Origin of the sequence: Donghicola eburneus (assembly GCF_900115865.1) — a bacterium.
Classification (GTDB): Bacteria; Pseudomonadota; Alphaproteobacteria; order Rhodobacterales; family Rhodobacteraceae; genus Donghicola; species Donghicola eburneus.
Map to the genome: position 1 here is coordinate 385,977 of NZ_FOXY01000003.1, position 13,152 is coordinate 399,128.

Sequence of the window (13,152 nt, forward strand, 5' to 3'; positions counted from 1 at the left end):
GTTTCTAATTTAAAAACACTCTTGGAGCCGGCGGCTTTCACGGCAATCCTGCTTCCTCATCGACTTGCATCCTGTCGCCCTTGGGGCCTTAGATAGCGCAACATGTTTCGCACCCAAGGAGAGCCCATGAGCAGCCCGTCTTTCACCCCCGAAATCGAGGTCAAAGTACTGGATGCGCGGTTAAATGAATGGGGACTGCCCACATACCAGAGCGACATGGCCGCCGCGATCGACCTACACGCATGTATAGGTTCTTCGATGGATATTGCGCCGCAGGAAAAGGCCGTTTTGATACCCTCTGGCCTGGCGCTGTATATGAACAATCCGCATGTGGCGGCGGTGATCTTGCCGCGCTCCGGCATGGGGCACAAGCATGGCTTGGTGCTGGGAAATGGCACTGGTCTGATTGACCCTGATTACACCGCGCAGATTTTTGTCAGCGTCTGGAACCGGAACCCCTCGGGCGATCCGATCACGATTAATCCTGGCGAGCGGATTGCGCAGATGATGTTCTTGCCAGTCATTCGCCCTAACTTGTCGGTGGTCGAGGAATTCTCGGGCGAGACGGCGCGGGGCGGCGGCGGTTTCGGCTCGACCGGAACGAAGTAAGGGGCTGACATGCTACTGTTTTTAGCGATGGCGGGCGCGCTCTGGGGGATCGGAGCGCTGATGAGGACTCCGAAATCTGCGCGCTGGGTGATGATCCTAATCCTATATGTGGCTGTCTTGGGCGCCCATCTGGTCTTGCCTGACGGCGCGCCCCTACGATTGTCGCTCGGCGGCAGCATTGAGCCTTGGTTGATCGTTGGCGCGCTGCTGGGTCTGGCGCTGGGCTACCGTTTCGGATTGCGCGCCATCCGCGCCAAGGTCGCCGAGAGAGATGCACCTGCAGGGGATGACACCCCGAAGCAGACGTTTGAACCTGTCGAGTTGGAGCGTTACGCCCGCCACATCGTCCTGCGCGAAATCGGCGGACCGGGGCAAAAGGCGTTGAAACAGTCCAAGGTTCTGGTCGTTGGGGCAGGGGGTTTGGGCAGTCCGGTGCTGATCTACTTGGCGGCCTCTGGAGTTGGGACTATCGGCGTCATCGACGAGGATGTGGTGGATAATGGCAACCTGCAGCGGCAGGTGATCCATGCGGATGCGGACATTGGCCGGCCCAAGGTGTTCAGTGCGCAGGACCACATGCTGGCTCTGAACCCCTTCTTGACGGTCAAGCCGTACAACCGCCGCCTGACCGAGGACGAGGCTGAAGAGTTGATCGGTGAATACGATCTGGTGCTCGACGGGACAGACAATTTCGAAACCCGCTATTTGGTGAACCGGATCTGCGTGAAGCTTGGTAAACCTTTGGTGTCCGGCGCTCTGACCCAGTGGGAAGGGCAGCTCAGCCTCTTTGATCCGGCGAATGGGACCCCATGTTATCAGTGTATCTTCCCCGAGGCGCCCGCGCCCCATCTGGCGCCGCCCTGTGCGCTGGCCGGTGTGGCTGGACCATTGCCGGGGATTATTGGGACGATGATGGCGAATGAGGCTGTCAAAGCGATCACCGGCGCGGGCCAGACTCTGCGCGGACGTATGGTGATCCATGACGCCCTGTACGCCGAGACCCGCAGCATTACCCTGCAGCCACGGGCCGATTGCCCTGTCTGCGGACAGCACAAGGATTGAACTATGACTGATGCATTGATGCAGCCTTGGGATGGCCCCTACGGTCTGCCCCGATTTGAGGCCATTTCCGACGACGATTTTGCCCCCGCCTTCGCGGCCGCTCTGGCCGAGCACAAGGCAGAGATCGACGCCATTGCGGACAACCCCGAAGCGCCAACCTTTGCCAACACTGTACTTGCGCTCGAAGGCTCGGGCTTTGCGCTCGATCGGGTTCTGTCGGTGTTTTACAACTTGGCGGGCAGCGACTCGAACGATGCGCGTCAAGCGCTGCAGCGGGATTTCGCGCCCCAATTGTCGGCCCATTACAGTGATATCAACAACAACCGTGCCCTGTTTGATCGTGTCGAAACCCTGTGGGCACAGCGCGACGAATTGGGTCTGGACGAGCAGGACGCGCGGCTTTTGTATCTGACCCGTCGCGGGTTTGTCCGTTCTGGCGCGGCGCTGACCGGCGCCGAGGCTGACCGCATGCGCGAGGTCATGTCGCGCCTGTCGTCCTTGGGCACCCAGTTCACCCAGAACCTACTGAAGGACGAATCCAGCTGGCAGATGGAGCTGGCCGAGGATCAGCTGGACGGTCTGCCGGACTTCCTGATTTCTGCGGCGCGCCGCGCTGGCAATGGCAAGCCGGTGATCACCCTGTCGCGCTCCTTGATCGTGCCGTTCCTGCAGTTCTGCCCTGACCGCGCCCTGCGTGAAAAAGCCTACACCGCGTGGGCCGCCCGCGGTGCAAACGGCGGCGAGACCGACAACCGCGGGATCGCGACCGAGACCCTGAAACTGCGTGAGGAACGGGCCAAACTGCTGGGTTATGACAACTTCGCGGCCTTCAAGCTAGAGACCGAGATGGCGGGTTCGCCCGAGCGGGTCGAGGAGTTGTTGATGCAGGTCTGGACCCCGGCTAAGGCGCAGGCCGATGCGGATGCTGCCAAGCTGACCGAGATGATGCGCGAGGACGGCATCAACGGGGAGCTGCAGGCATGGGATTGGCGCTACTATTCAGAAAAGCGCCGCCAAGCCGAGCATGATCTCGATGAAGCCAAGCTGAAGCCCTACTTCCAACTGGATAAAATGATCGAAGCGGCCTTTGACTGCTCGACCCGCCTGTTTGGCCTGCAGTTTGAGCCTCTGGACGTTCCGCTCTATCACGCCGATGCCCGCGCATGGCGCGTCACCCGCGATGGTCAGCACGTGGCGGTGTTCATCGGTGACTACTTCGCCCGTCCTTCCAAGCGGTCCGGCGCATGGTGCAGCGCGTTCCAATCCCAAGCTGGCTGGCCCGAAGCGCAGGCCCCGATCGTGGTCAACGTCTGCAATTTCGCGCAACCAGACGAAGGGCAGCCTGCGCTGCTCTCGTACGACGACGCGCGCACCCTGTTCCATGAATTCGGCCACGCCCTGCACCAAATGCTGTCGGATGTGCGTTATAGTTCCATGTCCGGTACCTCGGTCGCGCGGGACTTTGTCGAACTGCCAAGCCAGCTATACGAGCACTGGCTTGAGGTTCCCGAAGTGCTGGCGAAATTCGCAGTCCATGCGGAAACCGGAGAGCCGATGTCGCAGGCGATGGCTGATGCGGTTCTTGGTGCTGCGACCTATGACATGGGGTTCCAGACCGTCGAATATCTGGGCTCGGCTCTGGTCGATCTGGCCTTCCATCGCGGGGCGGCGCCCAAAGATGCGATGGCCAAACAGGCAGAAGTTCTGGCGGGCATAGACATGCCGCAAGCCATCGGGATGCGCCATGCGACGCCCCAATTCGCCCACGTCTTCTCGGGCGACGGCTATTCCAGCGGCTACTACAGCTACATGTGGTCCGAGGTCATGGACGCCGATGCGTTCGATGCGTTCAAAGAGGCAGGCGGCGCATTCGACCAGAAAACCGCAGACAGCCTGCAGTCCAACATCCTATCCATGGGTGGATCGAAACCGGCCGAAGATCTCTACACCGCATTCCGTGGCCGCATGCCCGGCGTCGATGCTCTGCTGCGCGGACGCGGGCTGGTCGCCTGATCCGCTGAAACAAAAAAGCCCCCGCAAATCGCGGGGGCTTTCGTTTGTCCGAAGGAACCGGACTTAGATTTTCTGGTCGTACTCGCCGACCGCAGGCTCGGTGCGGATCACGTCGTCGATCTCTTTGAAGATCGCGCGCAGTTCCTCGTCGCTTTCCGAGCTTTCGCAAACCACAACCAGGTTCGGGGTGTTCGACGATGCGCGCACCAGACCCCAGCTGCCGTTTTCCAGAATGACGCGGGCGCCGTTCACGGTGACAACCTCTTTGATCGCCTTGCCGGCAAAGGTCTCGCCAGCGTCAGCCTTGGCAACCAGCTTCTCGACGATGCGATCCAGTACGTCGTACTTTTCAGTATCGGCGCAGTAGGGTGACATAGTCGGGGTCGAGTAGGTCTTGGGCAGAGCCTTGCGCAGGTCCGACATGGACATGTCGGGGTTGCGGTCCATCAGTTTGCAGATCTCAACTGCGACGCGCATGCCGCAATCGTAGCCGCGACCCACAGGCTCGGCCAAGAAGTAGTGGCCCGACTTTTCAAAGCCTGCCAGCGCACCGATTTCCTTGACGCGGCGCTTCATGTGGCTGTGGCCTGTCTTCCAGTAGTCGGCTTTCACGCCGCGTGCCTGCAACTCGGGGTCCGAGGCAAACAGGCCGGTCGATTTCACGTCCGCCACGAAGGTCGAGCCGGGGTACAGCTTCGACAGGTCGCGGGCCATGATGACGCCGACTTTGTCTGCGAAAATCTCTTCGCCTTCGTCGTCAACAACGCCGCAGCGGTCGCCGTCACCGTCGAAACCTAGCGCGATGTCTGCGCCCGACGCTTTCAGCGTGTCGGACATGTCGTGCAGCATTTCCATAGCTTCGGGGTTCGGGTTGTAATTCGGGAAGGTGTAGTCCAGCTCATTGTGCGAGGGGACAACCTCTACGCCAATGCGCTCCAGAATTTCGGGTGCCAGAGCCGACGCGGTGCCGTTGCCGGTCGCGCAGACGACTTTGAGCGGGCGAGACATTTTGAAGTCGCCGATCAGGTCTTGAATGTAGGCTTCCTTGACGCCCTCGACCAGTTCGTACGAACCGCCTTCGTGGGCTTCACCCAGACCACCCAGAACGATGTCGCGCAGTTCGCCCATCTCGTCGGGGCCGTGCGTCAGCGGGCGGTCAAAGCCCATCTTCACGCCGGTCCAGCCGTTGGGGTTGTGCGATGCGGTGACCATGGCCACAGCGGGGACGTCCAGATGGAACTGGCTGAAATAGGCCATGGGGGACAGGGCAGGGCCGATGTCCTTGACCTGAATACCCGCCTGCATCAGGCCGAGGATCAGCGCGTTTTTGATGGCCAGAGAATAGTCGCGATAATCGTTGCCGACGGCGATCACGGGCTCAATGCCACGCTTGCGCATCTGGGTGCCAAGGCCCAGACCCAGAGCGGTCATACCGGGTAGGTTAATTTCCTCGGGGTATTTCCAGCGGGCATCGTATTCGCGGAAGCCGGTGGGCTTGATCATCGGACGCAGCAGGAAGTCCCAAGTGTTGGGTGTTACGTCGGCAATCGGCTTGGTCATATTAGAAATCACTCTTTCTGTATTTTAAAAAACGGCAGGTACGCACACGTTACTCTCGCTAGTAATTAGCGCTCGGACCCGAACTGCAACACCCTTTTACCCTCAGCTTGTGACTTGTTCACGAAGGATCGACGCTGTGAGCGAAATCATGAGGTAAATTCCGGCAAAAATCAAAAAACTGACCACGGTATTCTCGAACGCCTTGGGGTAAGTTGCCTGATCGGGCACGACAGGCTCTACGCCGCGGGACAGATAGCGTGTCTGGCGGCTGGCTTCGATTTGGGCAGACTCCAGATTCTGTAGTGCGGATTGTAAGAGCAAGTCCCGAGTCGCGACATCCGCTTGGGCCAGTGATATCTTGGCAGAAATCGCAGCCAGAGAGTCCTCGCCTTGGGTCGCTTCGTTCATGCGAGTCTCAAGTTCGGCAATGGCTGCTTGCAGGCGGCGGATGTCTCCCTCGACGCCGTCGACGCGGCTTTGGTTGGGACGTGCGTTGTCTAGCAAAGCCTGCAGTTGCAGCTGCTTTTCCTGCAATTCGATCTGGCGCTGTGTGATTTGTTGACGCAGTGCGCCAATCACACCTTCGGGATCCACGATCGCGGCTTCCTGTTGCAGCGCAACCAAGGCCTCTTGGGCTTCGCGGCGTAGACGTTCGGCTTCGGCCAGCGACTTGCGAGATTCGCTCAGTTGGTCTTCGCGTTTGCGCAGGGTCTGGCTGTCCACGCGCTCTTCGGCGTAGCGGATCAGCGCGTCGGAAAAGGCTTTGCTGGCTTCGGGATTCACGGCGATCACCTCTAGGCCCATGACGCCTTCAGTCGGGTCGTAGCCAATTAGGACTTTGCGTTTATAGAGCTTGTAGGCCTCTTCGTTGGTGGCGTCCTCATCAAGACGAAGGATCGGATCGATCCAGTCCTGCTGGAAATGAGCCTTGAAGCCGAGTTCCTCATTCAAGCGTAGCATTGCCTCGCGCGATTGCAGATAGCGCTGGATTGCGACGGCCTCTTGGTTGGTGTTCATCTGTGACGGGAGCAGACCTCCTAGGCCGCCCGCACCGCTCGACTGGTCCGAGGTTTGAATGATGAAGTCCGAGGTGGTCGCATATTGCGGTGTTGCCTCGAAATAGAAGAACCAGCCGCAAATCGCGGTCGGCAAGAAAACAAAGAACAGCAGGCGTAGAGCCAGCAAGCCGGTTTTCTTGCGGCGGCGCTTGCTGATCTCGGCTTGGATGCGCCCGATTTCACGCGCGCGGCGTTCGGCTGGGCTTTCGCCATCGCTGACTTCGGTGCTGGGCAGGGTCTCCTGACGGCGCTCTGGCACGGTTTGCGGCAGCTTGGTCAGCTTGGTTTCTTCGGGGTCCGAGACGACCAGGTCGAGCGAGGCAGACCGCTGGAACGGGTCAATCCCACGCTTGCGCAGCTGGCGTACAGCGTCGAAATCGGAGGTGGCCGGAATATCATGCTTCTGGGCCAAACGGCGGGCGAGGCGCAGCTGGCGACCTGTTAGACCTTCTTTGCGGATGGCATCAATGTCGTTCTCAGAATCGACTTCTGCACGCGAGGAAACAGCGCCAGCCATGGTCTGACGCTCTTCGGTTTCGGGCGTCTCTTCCGGAGCAGGGGGCTGCGGTGCGGCGACCGGTTTGGCAAGCGGCTCTCGGCTGATGCGGAATTTTCTAGCTTTTGGTTTCGTAGTCATACAGCTGCTTCGCTTCCTCAAGGCTGTCGAACATGTGCAGTTGCCCGTGCATCAGGACAGCAGCTTTGCGACAGTATTTTTCCAGCGTCTCCGGCTGGTGTGACACGATCACGATCGTCGTTGTGCGCAACCGTTCCCGCAAGAGGTCGGCCGCCTTTTTGTTAAATTCTACATCCGTTGTAGACGGCATCCCTTCGTCGATCAGGTAGATGTCGAAGTCCAAGGCCAGCATGAGGGCAAACGTAAATCTGGATTTCATGCCCGCCGAATATGTGCCGAGCGGTTGGTCGAAATATTCCTCGAGTCCACACAGCCAGCGACAGAACGCCTCGACGTAGTCGGGGTCCAAACCGTATAGGCGCGCGATGTAGCGGGCGTTTTCCATCGCCGACAGCTTCGAGATGACGCCGCCCATGAACCCCAGCGGGAAAGAGATTTTGCACCCGCGGATAATCTCGCCTTCGTCGGGTTTTTCCAGACCGGCCATCATGTTAACGACTGTGGTCTTGCCCGTGCCGTTCGGCGCGAGGATACCCATAGACTCTCCCAAATCGACACGAAAAGACGCGCGATCCAAGATCACTTTGTGCTGCGTTCCGGTCCAGAACGACTTGCTGACATTTCTGAATTCCAGCATGCCTTGCCTCGGTGCCATGTTTGGCGGTTCTTATTCTTAGGTAGATTAACGGTTAACTAAGCGCAAACTTTGCAGGAACTATGTCAAAAAAACGCGATGTAGGACAACCCGCGTTAGAAGCTCTCAAAGCGGAACTATCGATATGCGGTATCTGTGCGCAACGATTTGCGCAGACGGCGACGGGTCATAGCCCGCGTCCGGTGGTCTGGGTCGGCTCTGGTGCGCGGTTGCTGATCGCGGGGCAAGCGCCGGGGATGCGGGTGCACCACAGTGGTCAGCCGTTCACAGACCCCTCGGGCGACCGTCTGCGCGACTGGATGGGTGTGACGCCAGAGCAATTCTATGACCGATCGCGCGTGGCGATCCTGCCCATGGCCTTCTGCTTTCCGGGCTACGATGCCAAAGGCGCGGATCTGCCGCCGCCGCCAATCTGTGCACAGACGTGGCGCGTCCCATTGATTGAGGCGCTCGGGACGGTCCGGCTAACGCTCGCGGTGGGGGGATATGCCCAGAAATGGCACATCGGCGCGCGCACATCTGTCACTCAGACAGTGACGGAATGGCGCGATCATCTGGAAAACGGTGTCCTGCCCTTGCCTCATCCGTCGTGGCGCAATACCGCATGGCTCAAGAAAAACCCGTGGTTCGAGGCAGAGCTGCTGCCGGTGCTGCGGGCCAAGGTCAAAGAGGTGCTAGATGACTGAGACACTCCTGGATCAAGCCCACGCCGCCATGGACGCCGCTCCTGAAAACGAGGCCGCGCGCCTACGGTTCTATGATGTGCTGTCCGGATCGGAACTCTTCCTGCTGCTCGAAGAAGAGTCCGAAGGCGAGACGATCAAGCCGCGGCTCTTTCCCGTCGATGGCACTGAGTTCGCCGTGGTGTTCGACACCGAAGCGCGACTCGCTCGGTTCGCCGAGGGCGAAGCGCCCTATGCCGCGATCCCGGGCCGTGTGTTGGCAGAGATGCTGAACGGGCAGGGGATTGGCCTTGGCGTTAATCTAACAGTCGCACCGTCAGAGATGTTGCTGCCCCCCGAAGCTATCAGTTGGATCACCGATACCCTGTCGTCCTCCCCCGAAGAGGGCGAGGCGAATATCGAAGAATTCCTCTCCCCACGCGGATTGCCGGACTCCCTGTTGGTGTCGTTGGACAGCCGACTGGCATCGGCCGCCGGTTTGGCGCGGTTCGCCTATCTGGTGGGTGTCCGCTACGAAGGCGGCGCGATGGGCCACATGTTGGGGGTTGTGGACCCTGTTGCGGGGGCAGAGCCGTCGATCGCGCGGGCTGTGCACGCGGCGCTGACCTTTTCGGGGATTGAGGCGGGAAGCATCGACGTGTCCTTCTTCCGCGCGTCCGATCCGATGTCTGCGGCGCTAGCCAAGGTCGGTCTGCGGTTCGATCTGCCCCAACCCGAAGAGAAAGAGGGCCCCAAAGCCCCCGGCCGCGACCCGAACAATCCGCCGAAACTGCGCTAGGCCCTGATGCCATGCGGTGGGTGCACAGCCGCCCCGCCGCAGCCGATTGTGGACATTTCCCTGACTGTGTGGGACATGAACGCCCAACAGGAGAACGCTATGACGACCACCCGCTTTGCCCCTTCGCCGACCGGTTATATCCACGTTGGTAACCTGCGCACCGCGCTGATGAACTACCTGATCGCCCGCAAAGAGGGCGGCAAATTCATCCTGCGCATCGACGACACCGACCCCGAACGGTCCAAGGAAGAATACGTCGATGCCATCAAGCAGGATCTGGAATGGCTCGGCATCCAGTGGGATCAGGTCGAGCGTCAGTCTGAGCGTCTGGATCGCTACGAGGATGCGGCGAACAAACTGCGTGAGATGGGCCGTTTCTACGAATGCTTCGAGACCCCGACCGAGCTGGACCTGAAGCGCAAGAAGCAGCTGAACATGGGCAAGCCCCCCGTCTACGACCGCGCCGCCTTGGCTCTGTCGGACGAGGAAAAGGAAAAGCTGCGCGCAGAGCGTGGCGCTGGCGTCTGGCGCTTCAAATTGGATCACGAGCGGATCGAGTGGACCGACGGCATCCTTGGCGACCTGTCGATCGACGCGGCCTCGGTCTCTGACCCCGTGCTGATCCGTGCGGACGGCCAGATGCTGTACACGCTGGCTTCGGTTGTTGACGACACCGATATGGGCGTGACCCACGTTGTGCGCGGCTCTGACCACGTGACCAACACCGCGACCCAGATCCAGATCATGCGCGCCTTGGGCCATGATCACCCTGCGTTCGCCCACCATTCGCTACTGACCGGCCCGCAGGGCGAGGCACTGTCAAAACGTCTGGGTACCCTGTCCCTGCGCGATCTGCGTGCTGCTGGCGTGCAGCCGATGGCTCTGCTGTCGCTTATGGCACGTCTTGGCTCGTCGCAGCCTGTGGAACTGCGCACGTCGATGGAAGAGCTGATCGAAGGCTTCGACATCGGCCAGTTCGGCTCGGCCCCGACGAAGTTCGACAGCAATGACCTGTACCCGCTGACCGCGCGCATCAACGCGGCGAAACCTTATTCGGAAGTCGCACCTCTGATCGCAGACCTGGGTGTTCCTGCTGAGCTGGCAGAGCAGTTCTGGACTGTCAGCCGCGAGAACATCACCGTGCTGGATGACCTCAAGGGGTGGTGGGAGCTGTTCCACGATGGCGCAGAGCCCAAAGTTGCCGACGAAGACCGCGAGATGATCGAGCAGGCGATGACCCTGCTGCCTGAGGGTCCGTTTGACGGTGACACGTGGGGCAATTGGACTTCTGCGGTGAAAGAGGCGACTGGTCGCAAAGGCAAGGGCCTGTTTATGCCTTTGCGCCGCGCTGTAACCGGTCAGGACCGTGGCCCCGATATGTCGGATGTCATGCCCTTGCTTCAGGTCGTCAAGGCACGCGGGTTCAAGGCCTAAGCCGACTGAAAAATACTCTGACATTGGGGGCGCGTTCAGCGCCCCTTTTTTGCGTGGTCAGGCCAGTTTGTGCGCCAGACCCAGCATCTTAACCAGCGTATTCATATTTCTTGTCGTGCCCGTGGAAGTGCCCGGCAAGACAAGCTTGGATCGCCCTATGCCCGAGGGGTAATGGGCGTAAATCTCTCGTGCACCGGCCACGACCTGTTCATCTTGTTGCCCGTTCAAGGGAGCGCTCAGATCAGGTGGACCGTCAAGCAAGAGTACCCCTATCTGATTTCCTGCGGCTTTGGGGAAGGGGTTTGTCTGGACGATCTGCGAGATTTCTTTCGGGGTGCGAATATGCACTCGGATTGTCTTGCCGCAGTATTCATAGAGGCGCGCTTCGAGCGAAACGCGTGCGCCCTCGGGCGTCATGTCCGTGGAAAAGATGACGTTTCCGCTGGCGATATAGGTTTGCACGTCCTCAAAACCGATATCCCGACACATCCGCGCCAAGTCAGACATGGGCAGCTTGCCCGTGCCGCCAACGTTCACGGATCGTAGAAAGGCGATGTAGATGCTCATGCGCGGAGTGTGGCAGCTTCCACCGCGCGCACCAAGTCAGGATTAGCTCAGGTCAAGACTGGGCTCTATGACGTCGGCGTGGTCCAGAATCCAGCGTTCGACCGCAGTGACAGCAGCGGCTTTGTCCGCGCGCGGCTGGGGCAGCAGATACCATTTGCGATAGATGGGCAGACCTTGGACGCGCAAACGCACCAATCGCCCCGACGCCAGTTCATCCGCCACTGTATGGGCCGAGATCATGGCGATCCCCAGCCCGTGGATCACGGCCTGCTTGATCGTCTCGTTCGAGGACATCTCGGTGATGCCAGCAACTTGGTCATGACCGATCTCGTCCAGAAAGCGGGTGGCCAGAATGCGGGTGCCAGAGCCGGCCTCGCGCATGACAAAGCGTTCGCGCAGTAGCGCCTCGCGCGGGACCATGGGGTCGCGCGCGAGCGGGTGGTCCTGATTGGCAATGATGATGTGGGGATGATCGAACAGGGGCATCGCCTCGGTCAGAAAGGTGCGGGGCGGGCGACCCATGATGCACAGGTCCAGCTCTGCCCGCTCCATCGCTTCGACGATTTCCTCTCGGTTGCCGACGCGCAAGGCCACCTGAACATCCGGCATCTCCCGCTGCAAAAGAGCCACGATTCGAGGAGCGAAATACTTGCCCGTACTCACAACCCCCAGAACTACGCGTCCCGACAGCCCCTGACCCAGCGCACCAATTTGTCGCACTGCCCGATCCAATGAGGTTTCGATCTCTGCCGCAGCGCGCAGCAGGGCGCGCCCTTGGGCGGTTGGTATGTTGCGTTCTGCACCTGCACGGGACAGCAGTGGTGAGCCGACAATCGCCTCTAGGGTTTTCAATTGGTTATGGACGGCTGGGCCGGTCAAATTCAGCCTTTCTGCAGCTGCGAGAATGGTGCTTTCTTCGACCACCGCAGTCAGAGCGCGGAGTTGCTTGAGTGTGATCTGGTCCAAACGCGGCATTCAATTTTCCTGACACTTCGTACAGAAATTTGAAATTTTATTATCATTCAACCTGAGGATTATCAATCTCAGCTTCGGTTCAGGGAGGGGAGGCCCTAAACGTGATGCAAGAGATACGAATTCCCAGAGGGGGCGTTCCAGCCCCGCTTTGGCAGGTTATGAATGCTCTGTGCGATGTGGCGGTCGGTTTGTCGGACGCTGTGGGGCGCGGACCGCTGGCGGGACAACTGGCCGCCAACATCGGCCACAACACCGATGGCGATCAGCAAAAGGCGCTGGATGTGCTGGCCGACGACGCATTCGCCCATGCCATGCAAGGCACCGGTGTCCGCTGGTACGCCTCGGAAGAGCGCGAGACGGTCAACGAGATCGACGTAAACGGTGCCTTGGCGCTGGCGATTGATCCGCTGGATGGTTCGTCGAACATCAACTGCAACGTGTCGATCGGGACCATCTTTTCGATCCAGCCGGCGCTGGACGACGGGACCGAGACGTTTCTGCGGGATGGCAGCCACCTGCTGGCGTCGGGCTACTTTATCTACGGGCCCCATACCGCGCTGGTTGTGACATTTGGCGATGGTGTGCGTCAGTACATTCTGGATCGGGTTGAGGGCGCCTTTGTTGAGACCGAGACCACGATGATCCCGCCAGAGGCGAGCGAGTTCGCGATCAACGCGTCGAACTACCGCCATTGGGCCAAGCCGGTTCGGGCCTATATCGATGATTGTCTGGCTGGGTCCGAAGGCCCGCGCGGCAAGAATTTCAACATGCGTTGGGTGGCGTCTTTGGTGGCTGAAACCCACCGGATCATGTGCCGCGGCGGGATCTTCTTGTACCCCGGTGACGAACGCAAAGGCTACGAGAATGGCCGCCTGCGTCTGGTCTACGAATGCGCGCCCATCGCCTTTTTGGTCGAGCAAGCGGGCGGTAAAGCGACCACCGGCACCGCTCGTGTTCTGAGCCAGATCCCGACGAGCCTGCATGCCCGAACGCCTATGGTCTTTGGCACCGCAGACAAGGTCGACCGCGTCAGCACCTATCACGATCTGCCCGAGACCGAAGTCTCTGCTCTGTTCGGCAACCGCGGCCTGTTCCGCGCCTGACCCTGACTGGAAAATACT

Annotated in this window: 12 protein-coding genes; 7 read left to right on the forward strand and 5 right to left on the reverse strand. The window is 60.0% G+C overall.

What is annotated here, in order from left to right; all coding sequences use genetic code 11:
* The first annotated feature begins 126 nt into the window (after positions 1-126).
* Genes dut through BM225_RS07345 form a run of 3 tightly spaced genes read left to right on the forward strand, consistent with a single transcriptional unit; the run spans position 127 to position 3,684 of the window.
* Positions 127-609: a dUTP diphosphatase gene (gene dut, locus BM225_RS07335; protein WP_072707774.1), complete on the forward strand. Its 483-nt coding sequence runs from the start codon at positions 127-129 to the stop codon at positions 607-609.
* A 9-nt stretch (positions 610-618) separates the two neighbouring features.
* A complete protein-coding gene (locus BM225_RS07340) occupies positions 619-1,671 on the forward strand; it encodes a HesA/MoeB/ThiF family protein (protein ID WP_072707772.1) in 1,053 nt (350 codons plus the stop codon).
* A 3-nt stretch (positions 1,672-1,674) separates the two neighbouring features.
* On the forward strand, positions 1,675-3,684 hold the full coding sequence (locus BM225_RS07345) for a M3 family metallopeptidase (protein ID WP_072707770.1): 2,010 nt from the start codon (positions 1,675-1,677) through the stop codon (positions 3,682-3,684).
* Positions 3,685-3,747: 63 nt separating this feature from the next.
* Here the strand turns inward: BM225_RS07345 and BM225_RS07350 are convergent, their stop codons facing one another.
* The 3 genes from BM225_RS07350 to BM225_RS07360 form a co-directional block, all read right to left on the reverse strand.
* Complete coding sequence (locus BM225_RS07350) at positions 3,748-5,244, reverse strand: phosphomannomutase/phosphoglucomutase (protein ID WP_072707768.1); 1,497 nt, start codon at positions 5,242-5,244, stop codon at positions 3,748-3,750.
* 102 nt (positions 5,245-5,346) lie between these two features.
* Positions 5,347-6,939, reverse strand: a complete 1,593-nt coding sequence (locus BM225_RS07355; protein WP_072707766.1) for a KpsE/RkpR family capsule polysaccharide export protein — start codon at positions 6,937-6,939, stop codon at positions 5,347-5,349.
* Entirely contained in the window at positions 6,917-7,576 is a 660-nt protein-coding gene (locus BM225_RS07360; RefSeq protein ID WP_072707764.1) for an ABC transporter ATP-binding protein, read from the reverse strand. The genes BM225_RS07355 and BM225_RS07360 overlap by 23 nt, the downstream gene beginning before the upstream one ends.
* An 80-nt stretch (positions 7,577-7,656) precedes the next feature.
* Here BM225_RS07360 and BM225_RS07365 point away from each other — a divergent pair, with 80 nt between their 5' ends.
* The 3 genes from BM225_RS07365 (at position 7,657) to gltX (ending at position 10,489) form a co-directional block, all read left to right on the forward strand.
* Positions 7,657-8,280 (forward strand): uracil-DNA glycosylase family protein, encoded by a 624-nt coding sequence (locus BM225_RS07365; RefSeq protein ID WP_072707762.1) that lies wholly within the window; start codon positions 7,657-7,659, stop codon positions 8,278-8,280.
* Positions 8,273-9,055, forward strand: a complete 783-nt coding sequence (locus tag BM225_RS07370) for an SseB family protein (RefSeq protein WP_092464051.1) — start codon at positions 8,273-8,275, stop codon at positions 9,053-9,055. Before BM225_RS07365 ends, BM225_RS07370 begins: the two co-directional genes overlap by 8 nt.
* 99 nt (positions 9,056-9,154) lie before the next feature.
* Positions 9,155-10,489 carry a glutamate--tRNA ligase gene (gltX, locus tag BM225_RS07375; RefSeq protein WP_072707758.1) on the forward strand — a complete coding sequence of 445 codons (1,335 nt, stop codon included), beginning with the start codon at positions 9,155-9,157 and terminating at the stop codon, positions 10,487-10,489.
* 57 nt (positions 10,490-10,546) lie between these two features.
* Here gltX and BM225_RS07380 read toward each other — a convergent pair whose 3' ends face one another.
* Positions 10,547-11,056, reverse strand: a complete 510-nt coding sequence (locus tag BM225_RS07380) for a DUF1697 domain-containing protein (protein WP_072707756.1) — start codon at positions 11,054-11,056, stop codon at positions 10,547-10,549.
* Between the two features lie 42 nt (positions 11,057-11,098).
* Positions 11,099-12,031 (reverse strand): LysR family transcriptional regulator, encoded by a 933-nt coding sequence (locus BM225_RS07385; protein WP_072707754.1) that lies wholly within the window; start codon positions 12,029-12,031, stop codon positions 11,099-11,101.
* 104 nt (positions 12,032-12,135) lie between these two features.
* Between BM225_RS07385 and BM225_RS07390 the strand changes: the two genes are divergently transcribed.
* Positions 12,136-13,134, forward strand: coding sequence for a class 1 fructose-bisphosphatase (locus BM225_RS07390; protein WP_072707752.1), 999 nt, complete (start codon positions 12,136-12,138; stop codon positions 13,132-13,134).
* The last annotated feature ends 18 nt before the right edge of the window (positions 13,135-13,152 follow it).